Origin of the sequence: Inquilinus sp., from assembly GCF_039594555.1 — a bacterium.
Classification (GTDB): Bacteria; Pseudomonadota; Alphaproteobacteria; order DSM-16000; family Inquilinaceae; genus Inquilinus.
This window is the reverse complement of the sequence record NZ_JBCNNF010000300.1, coordinates 1-8,481: the sequence shown is the minus strand read 5'-3', so window position 1 is coordinate 8,481 and position 8,481 is coordinate 1. Positions and strand designations below refer to the sequence as shown.

Genomic DNA, 8,481 nt, shown 5'->3' with positions numbered 1-8,481 from the left:
GCAGCGGCCCGGGGCCGGAGCGGCGGGCCGGGCCGGGGCGCGGCGCCGCCAGCAGCTCGCCGATCCGGGTCAGGCCGATCCGCTGCAGCGCCGCCACCTCTCCCTCCTCCAGCCGCAGCGCCGCCATCGGCAGCGGCGCCAGGGCCGCGCGCTCGCCGCCATCGGGCAGGATCCGCCGGTCGGACGGGCCGAAATGCGACAGCGCCCAGGCGGCGCCGAAGCTGCCGGCGACGGCGATGCGCGCCGGCAGGCCGCGCCGCTCCAGCCGCCCGGCCAGGTCGGCCACCAGCCCGTCCTCGCCGCCCCAGAGATGGGCGCAGCCGGTGATGTCGAGCCACAGCCCGTCGGGCGGGCACGGGGCCGCGGCGGGGCTGTAGCGGCCGGCCCAGCCCACCAGCCGGGCCAGGGCGCGGGCGTCGGCGGCGGGGTCGGCCGGGATCAGCGCCAGCGCCGGCAGGATGGCGCGGGCGTCGGTCGCCTTCTGCTGCGGCCGGATGCCGGCGGCCCAGCCGCGGTCGTCCACCGCCACCACCTGGCGCCGCTGCTCCACGGTCTCGACGATCGCGACCGGCTCAGCCGGCCAGGCGTCGGGCGGGGTCGAGAGTCTCAGTCGCGTGATCGGCCAGTTCGGCAACCACAGCGAGACGATCCGTCCCATCCTCGGTCTCCACGATCCAGCGGCCGGGCCGGCCGCCGCGGCTGTGGGTCAGCGCCAGCTCCCAGCGCGCCGGGCCGACCCAGCCGGCATCGCCGCCGCTCGGCGCCGGGGCCACGGCCCAGCGCGTCACCGCGGCGCTGGCGGCGGTTTTCCCCGCGCGCGGCGCGACCGGCCGGCGCTGCAGCAGCAGGGCGGTGGTGCCGTGCGATTCGCAGGCCAGCTGCAGCCGCCGCTCGGCCAGCAGCTCGGCATGCGCCGCCTCGGCCAGCACGGCGCCGAAACCCTTGGTGCGCAGCGCCTCCTCCGCCACCGCCAGCACGCCCTTCTCGTCGCGCGGCCGCACCAGCACCAGCCGGTCCGGCATCAGCCCCAGCGCGGCCAGGGCGGGGGGATACAGGTCGTCGGCCGCGGCGCACCACAGCACCGGCCCGCGCCGCTGCAGCCGGGCCAGCAGCCGTGCGGCGAAGCCAGTGGCCGGCGCCCCGGCGGGGTCGTCGCCGGTGCCGGCCACGCGGTGCAGCCGGCCGAGCGCCAGCCCGCCGCGCGGCAGGCGGTCATCGATCGGGGGCAGGGCGAGCGGCAGGACGCCCGGATCCTCGACAGCGGATCCGAGCCGGTTCAGGCGCTCGCGCAGGGCAGCGAGGGCGGACATGGCGGGGCATGATTGTTCCGTATTTGTTCCAATATGAATCCACTATGCCGCCGCAGAGTCAAGCCGACTCGGGAATCAGGCCGGAAACGAGGCTGGCTGCCGGCCCAGTCAGCCGGGGCGGGAATCGGGCAGGAACAGCCGCACCGGCCGGATCTCATAGCCGCCGATGCCGGGATTCGCCCGCTCCAGCTCCTTGGCGATCGCCACCGCCTCGTCCTGCGACTCGCAGTCGACCATGTAGAAGCCGAGCATCTGCTCCTTGGTCTCGGCATAGGGGCCGTCGACCACAAGCGGCGGCTGGTGCCCTTTCATCAGCGTGGTGGCGGTGCTGGTGAAGCCCAGCCGCGCGCAGGGCCCGAGCTTCCCCTCCGCCGCCAGCCGCCGGTGGACGACGTCGAGCCGGGCCATGACCGCGTCGTCCTCCGCCTGCGTCCAGGCGGCGATGACCTCTTCCGAATTGTAGCAGAGAATGGCGTAGAGCATCCGGGCCTCCCCACCCTGTCCGGGCGCGGAGTATGCCCGCAGAGGCCCCGGTCACGCCATCCCGGCGATCAGGGCGTCGGCTGCACCACCACGGCGCCGGGGACCACGGTCACGGCGGTGCCGCTGGCGGTCGGCAGATAGGCGCTGGTCATGACGTCGAGCTTGTCGGCGCGCACCGTCTCCAGCGTCTGGCACAGCGACCATTTCGCGGTCGGGCCGGAGACGGTGACGCGATCGCCGATCCGCACCGGCACCGGCTTGCCCTGGATCGCCACCTCGCTACCGTCGTCGCGGCGCAGCACCGTGCAGGGCCGGCCGACCTGGAGCGTGCCGGTGTAGACGACGCTGACATCGGGATGCCACTCGGTCGACACCTTCGGGAAGTCGTAGGGCGGGATCTGCGCCGACTGCTGGCCGGCGGTCTGGCAGGCGCCCAGCAGGGTCGCCGCGGCGAGCGCGATGAAGAGGGTCGGCGAGGGGCGGAAGTGGGTCGTCAACACGCGCTCTCTTTCTCGTTCGGGCGACCGGAGTCTTTTTATTCCAATACAGTCGAAGCGGGGCCGGCGTCCAGCCGGCGATCAAAGCGAAGCCCGGGAAACCGTGCTTCGCATCAATCGAACCCGATTGCGGCTATTTATGGATCGAGATGTCGCGAGCCCCGATTTTCTGGTTCGGCACAGCGGCGGCCGCTGCCGAACCGTCACGGTTCGGCGGTTTCCTTTTACTCGGGTTGATTGTATGCCCTTGGGGCCCTGATGCGGCCCAACCGTTCGGGCCGCACGCTCTTTGGAGTCTGCAGGATGTCAAAGGCCGACCAACATAAGGCCGAAATCGTCGATGGTGTCGTGGCCCTGGCCAAACAGCGGCTCGATTCGGCGAAGGGAGGGATGGCCGAGCGGTTCATCCGTCTGTATTTCCGCAACGTGCCGCCGCACGACGTGCTGCGCGAAGGCGCGGACACCCTCTACAGCGTCGCCCTCGGCCTGCTGCAGTTCGGCGGCGAGCGGCGCAAGGGCGAGGTCAAGATCCGGATCTTCAATCCGGTCTATGACGATTACGGCTGGCGCAGCCCGCACACCGTGGTCGAGATCATCAACGACGACATGCCGTTCCTGGTCGATTCGGTGACCGCGGCGCTGACCGAGCTGGGCTTGGCCGTGCATCTGGTGGTGCACCCGATCCTGGCGGTCACCCGCGACGCCCAGGGCCGGCTGACCGATGTGCAGGACCCGGCGACGGCAGAAGGCGCGCCGGCCGAGAGCTTCATGCATGTCCAGGTCGACGAACGCACCGACCAGGCGACGCTGGACCGGATCGCGGCGACGCTGCGCGGCGTGCTGGCCGATGTCCGCGCCGCGGTCGAGGACTGGAGCCAGATGCGGCAGAAGATCCGCACGGTGCTGGAGGAGCTGGACCACAAGGCGCTGCCGGTCGACCCCGGCGAGACGCGCGAGATCATCGCCTTCCTGGAATGGCTCGAGGACGACCATTTCACCTTCCTCGGCTACCGCCGCTACGACTTCGCGCGCAGCGACGAGGGGCTGGAGATCGAGATCGTGCCGGACAGCGGCCTGGGCATCCTGCGCCAGGCCGACGTGTCGGTGTTCGACGGCGCCCGCCGCTACGACCGCATGTCGGAAGAGGCGCAGTCGATGCTGCGCAGCACGGCGCCGCTGACCGTCACCAAGGCCAGCCTGAAGGCCACCGTGCACCGGCCGGTGCATCTCGACGTCTTCACCATCAAGATCTTCGACGAGGCCGGCGAGGTGGTGGGCGACCACCTGTTCGTCGGCCTGTTCACCTCGGTCGCCTACAGCCGCAGCGCCCGCGACATCCCCTATCTGCGGGCCAAGGTCAGCCGCACGCTGGCGCGCGCCGGGATGGACCCGCGCAGCCATGACGGCAAGGCGCTGGGCCACATCCTCGACACCTATCCGCGCGACGAGCTGTTCCAGATCTCCGACGACCAGCTGCTCGACATCGGCATGGGCGTGCTGCACCTGCAGGAGCGGCAGCGGACGGCGCTGTTCGTGCGCCGCGACCCGTTCGGGCGCTTCGTCTCCTGCCTCGTCTACGTGCCGCGCGACCGCTACAACACCGACCTGCGCCACCGCATCCAGAAGATCCTGCAGAAGGCCTATGGCGGCGCGGTCACGGCCTTCACCACCCAGATGACCGAAGGGGCGCATGCCCGCGTCCACTTCCTGATCAAGACCGAGCCCGGCGCCGGCACCGACGAGCCGGTCGACGTGATCGAGGAGCGGCTGGTCGAGGCCGGGCGCAGCTGGTCCGACCTGCTGCAGTCGGCCCTGGTCGAGAAGAAGGGCGAGGAGCAGGGGCTGATCCTGCTGCGCCGCTACGCCGAGGCCTTCCCGGCCGGCTACCGCGAGGAGACGACGCCGGCCGCCGCCATCGTCGACATCGAGCGGATCGAGGAGATCGACGAGGACGGCGAGATCGGGCTGCACCTGTTCCGCCCGATCGAGGCGGCGCCGAACGAGCTGCGCTTCAAGCTGTACCACCGCGGCACGCCGGTGCCGCTGTCCGACGTGCTGCCGATGCTGGAGCATCTGGGATTCAAGGTCGTGTCGGAATTCCCGACCGAGGTCGCGCTGGCGGGCCAGCCGCCGGTCTGGATCCATGATTTCGAGATGCGCAGCCGCAGCGGCGACGCGATCGACCTGAACCGCCTGAAGGCCGTGTTCCAGACCGCCTTCGAGCGGATCTGGACCGGCGACATGGAGGATGACCGGCTGAACCGGCTGGTGCTGGCCGGCGGCCTGGACTGGCGGTCGGTGACGCTGCTGCGCGCCTACGCCAAGTTCCTGCGCCAGGCCCGCTTCGCCTTCAGCCAGGAGACGATCGAGGACACGCTGGTCGCGCATCCGGAGATCACCCGCGCCATCGTCCGCATGTTCACCACCCGCTTCGACCCGGAGCTGACCGGCGACCGCGACGTGGCGATCCGCGGCATGCTGGTCGAGATCGAGCATGCGCTGGACGCGGTGACCAACCTGGACGAGGACCGCATCCTCCGCCGCTACCTGAACCTGGTGCGGTCGACCCTGCGCACCAACTTCTTCCAGACCGACGACCAGGGCCGGCCGAAGCCGTACCTGTCGCTGAAGCTGGAGAGCCCGTCGGTCGAGGAGCTGCCGCTGCCGCGGCCGTGGCGCGAGATCTTCGTCTACAGCCCGCGGATGGAGGGCGTGCACCTCCGCGGCGGCAAGGTCGCCCGCGGCGGCATCCGCTGGTCGGACCGGCGCGAGGATTTCCGCACCGAGATCCTGGGGCTGATGAAGGCGCAGATGGTGAAGAACACCGTCATCGTGCCGGTCGGCTCGAAGGGCGGCTTCGTGCTGAAGCGGCCGCCGGCCGCCTCGGCCGGGCGCGAGGCGTTCCAGGCCGAAGGCGTCGAATGCTACAAGATCCTCATGCGCGGCATGCTCGACATCACCGACACCATCGTCGGTGGCGAGACCGTGCATCCGGAGCGCGTGGTCCGGCATGACGAGGACGATCCCTACCTCGTCGTCGCCGCCGACAAGGGCACGGCCACCTTCTCCGACATCGCCAACGGGGTGAGCCAGGATTACGGCTTCTGGCTGGACGACGCCTTCGCCTCCGGCGGCTCGGCCGGCTACGACCACAAGAAGATGGGCATCACCGCCCGCGGCGCCTGGGAATCGGTGAAGCGGCACTTCCGCGAGCTGGGCACCGACATCCAGAGCCAGGACTTCACCTGCGTCGGCGTCGGCGACATGTCGGGCGACGTGTTTGGCAACGGCATGATCCTGTCCGAGCACACCCGCCTGTTCGGCGCCTTCAACCACCTGCACATCTTCGTCGACCCCGACCCGGACGCGGCCGTCAGCTTCGCCGAGCGCAAGCGGCTGTTCGACCTCGGCCGCGGCTCCTGGGACCAGTACGACCAGGCGAAGCTGTCGCCTGGCGGCGCGGTGTTCGAGCGCCGCGCCAAGTCGGTCAAGCTGTCGCCCGAGGTGCGTGCCCGCTTCGGCATCGAGCGCGAGACGGTGACGCCCAACGAGCTGATCCAGGCGATGCTGAAGGCCCCGGTCGACCTGCTGTGGTTCGGCGGCATCGGCACCTATGTGAAGAGCAGCCGCGAGAGCCACGCCGATGTCGGCGACAAGGCCAATGACGCGCTGCGCATCAATGGCCGCGACGTCCGCGCCAAGGTGATCGGCGAGGGCGCCAATCTCGGCGTCACCCAGTTCGGCCGCATCGAATACGCCCGCATCGGCGCCGGCGGGTCGGGCGGCAAGCTGAACACCGACTTCATCGACAACTCGGCCGGCGTCGACACCTCGGACCACGAGGTCAACATCAAGATCCTGCTGGGCGCCGTGGTCCAGGCCGGCGACCTCACCCTGAAGCAGCGCAACCAGGTGCTGGAGGGCATGACCGAGGAGGTCGGCCACCTGGTGCTGCGCGACAACTACCTGCAGAGCCAGGCGCTGTCGCTCGCCGTCGGCGAGGGCTTCGAAGTGCTGGACCAGCAGGCCCGGCTGATGCGAGGGCTGGAGAAGGCCGGCAAGCTCGACCGCGTGATCGAGATGCTGCCGACCGACGAGGAGCTGACCCAGCGCTCCGGCAACCGCGAGGGCCTGACCCGGCCGGAGCAGGCGGTGCTGCTGGCCTATTCCAAGATCACCATCTACGACGCGCTGCTGGCCAGCGACCTGCCGGACGACCCGGCCCTGGTCGACGACCTGGTGCTGTACTTCCCGACGGCGCTGCGCGAGCGCTTCCGGGACGCCATCTCGCACCACCGGCTGCGGCGCGAGATCGTGGCGACGGCCATCACCAACAGCATGGTGAACCGGGTCGGCGCCACCTTCGTGTCCGAGCTGGTGGACAAGACCGGCATGGGCGTGGCCGACATCGCCCGCGCCTATCTGATCGTGCGCGACAGCTTCAGCCTGCGCGAGATCTGGGCGGCGGTCGAGGCGCTGGACAACAAGGCCGAGGCGCAGGCCCAGATCCGCGCCATGCTGGCGACGCGGCGGCTGATCGAGCGCAGCGTCGCCTGGATCCTGCGCCAGCAGGGCCGCGGCCTGGACATCAGCCAGGACGTGGCGCATCTCAAGCCCGGCCTGGCCGAGCTGGAGAGCCAGCTGGACGCGGCGATCTTCGACGACGCCCGCGCCGTGATCGATGCCCGCGCCAAGGGCTTCGTCGATGCCGGCTTCCCGGAGGACCTGGCCCGCCGCGTCGCCCGGCTGAACCTGTGGGCGGCGGGGCTGGACATCATCCGCATCGCCGACCAGGCCGGCCGCGGCGTCACCGAGGTGGCGGCGGTCTATTTCGAGACCGGGCGCCGGCTGGGCCTGGCCTGGCTGCGCGACGGCGCGAGCCGGATGCCCGCCAGCAACCACTGGCAGAAGCAGGCAGTGGGGGCGATCGTCGACGACCTGTACACGCTGCAGGCCGACCTGGCGGTGCGCGCCCTGCAGGACGCGCCGGCCGGCGCCGCCGGGACCGAGGCGGTGGAGGCCTGGGTCGGCCACCGCCAGGCGCCGGTGGACCGGATCGACCAGCTGGTGTCGGAGCTGAAGGCGCTGGACCAAGTCGATCTGTCGATGCTGGCCGTCGCCAACCGCAACCTGCGCGGCCTGGCGACCGGCTGAGGAAAAGCGGGGCCGCGCCGGCGGCCCCTGTCCCGCAGGTCTCGAAACTCCGTCGCGCGGCCTCTCCCTGCGGGACCTTTTAGGATCACTCATCCTCGCCGTCACTGCGATCAGGCGAAGCCGACGAAGCAATCCAGGGGCCGGTTCGTGTTGGCCCCTGGATTGCTTCGCTACCTTCGCAATGACGATGTTGCTGTCACCGGCCTGGCCAGCCTTCCACCCCCCTCCCCTTGCGAGAGGGGGTTGGGGGAAGGGCTGCGCGCGTCCACCTGCCGCCTTCCCAATAACCTCATCATCCCCGCGGAAGCGGAGATCTCGTCACGCTCGATCGGCGGGAGATTCCCGCTTTCGCGGGAATGACGTTCCGGAAGGAAGGGAAGAAGCCCCCCTACTTCCGCGGCCGCAGGGTCGGGAACAGGATGACGTCGCGGATCGAGGCCGAGTTGGTCACCAGCATCACCAGCCGGTCGATGCCGACGCCCATGCCGCCGGTCGGGGGCAGGCCGTATTCCAGCGCGGTGACGTAGTCGCGGTCCATCATCTGGGCCTCGTCGTCGCCGGCGTCGCGCGCCGCCACCTGGGCGGCGAAGCGCTCATACTGGTCCTGCGGGTCGCTGAGCTCGGAGAAGGCGTTGGCGATCTCCCAGCCATTGGCATAGGTCTCGAACCGCTCGGTCAGGCGCGGGTCGCTGCGGTGCGCCTTGGCCAGCGGCGAGATCTCCTTCGGCATGTCGGTGACATGGGTCGGCTGGATCAGCGTGTGCTCGACCGTCTCGCCGAACACCAGCTCCACCACCTGGCCCCAATTCTCCTTGCCGGAGACCTTGAGCTGCAGCTTCTTCGCCGCCTCCCGCGCCGCCTCCGCCCCCTCGATCTGCAGGAAGTCGACGCCCGTCGTCTCCCTCACCAGTTCGGTCATCGGGGCGCGGCGGTACTGGCCGCCGAACTCGATCTGCCGTTCGCCGAAGGTCACGGTGGTGCCGCCGGTCGCCGCCCGCGCCGCCGCGGCGAAGATGTCCTCGGCCAGAGCCATCATG

6 protein-coding genes are annotated in these 8,481 nt (G+C 70.5%); 1 reads left to right on the top strand and 5 read right to left on the bottom strand.

Features of this window, described 5'->3' with window-relative positions; translation table 11 throughout:
* The 4 genes from ABDW35_RS26000 to ABDW35_RS25985 all read right to left on the bottom strand — a co-directional run.
* Positions 1-658: DNA polymerase Y family protein (locus tag ABDW35_RS26000; protein ID WP_343716765.1), on the bottom strand; the 658-nt coding region annotated here is incomplete at its 3' end.
* A complete protein-coding gene (locus tag ABDW35_RS25995) occupies positions 573-1,310 on the bottom strand; it encodes a damage-inducible protein (RefSeq protein ID WP_343716764.1) in 738 nt (245 codons plus the stop codon). The genes ABDW35_RS25995 and ABDW35_RS26000, both read right to left, overlap by 86 nt.
* A 108-nt stretch (positions 1,311-1,418) precedes the next feature.
* Complete coding sequence (locus ABDW35_RS25990) at positions 1,419-1,793, bottom strand: YciI family protein (RefSeq protein WP_343716763.1); 375 nt, start codon at positions 1,791-1,793, stop codon at positions 1,419-1,421.
* 68 nt (positions 1,794-1,861) lie between these two features.
* Positions 1,862-2,290 carry a DUF5818 domain-containing protein gene (locus ABDW35_RS25985; RefSeq protein ID WP_343716762.1) on the bottom strand — a complete coding sequence of 143 codons (429 nt, stop codon included), beginning with the start codon at positions 2,288-2,290 and terminating at the stop codon, positions 1,862-1,864.
* Between the two features lie 390 nt (positions 2,291-2,680).
* Here ABDW35_RS25985 and ABDW35_RS25980 point away from each other — a divergent pair, with 390 nt between their 5' ends.
* Positions 2,681-7,444, top strand: a complete 4,764-nt coding sequence (locus tag ABDW35_RS25980) for an NAD-glutamate dehydrogenase (RefSeq protein WP_343716761.1) — start codon at positions 2,681-2,683, stop codon at positions 7,442-7,444.
* Between the two features lie 388 nt (positions 7,445-7,832).
* Here ABDW35_RS25980 and ABDW35_RS25975 read toward each other — a convergent pair.
* Positions 7,833-8,481 (bottom strand): amino acid--tRNA ligase-related protein (locus ABDW35_RS25975; RefSeq protein WP_343716760.1); only part of this gene is annotated, 649 nt, incomplete at its 5' end.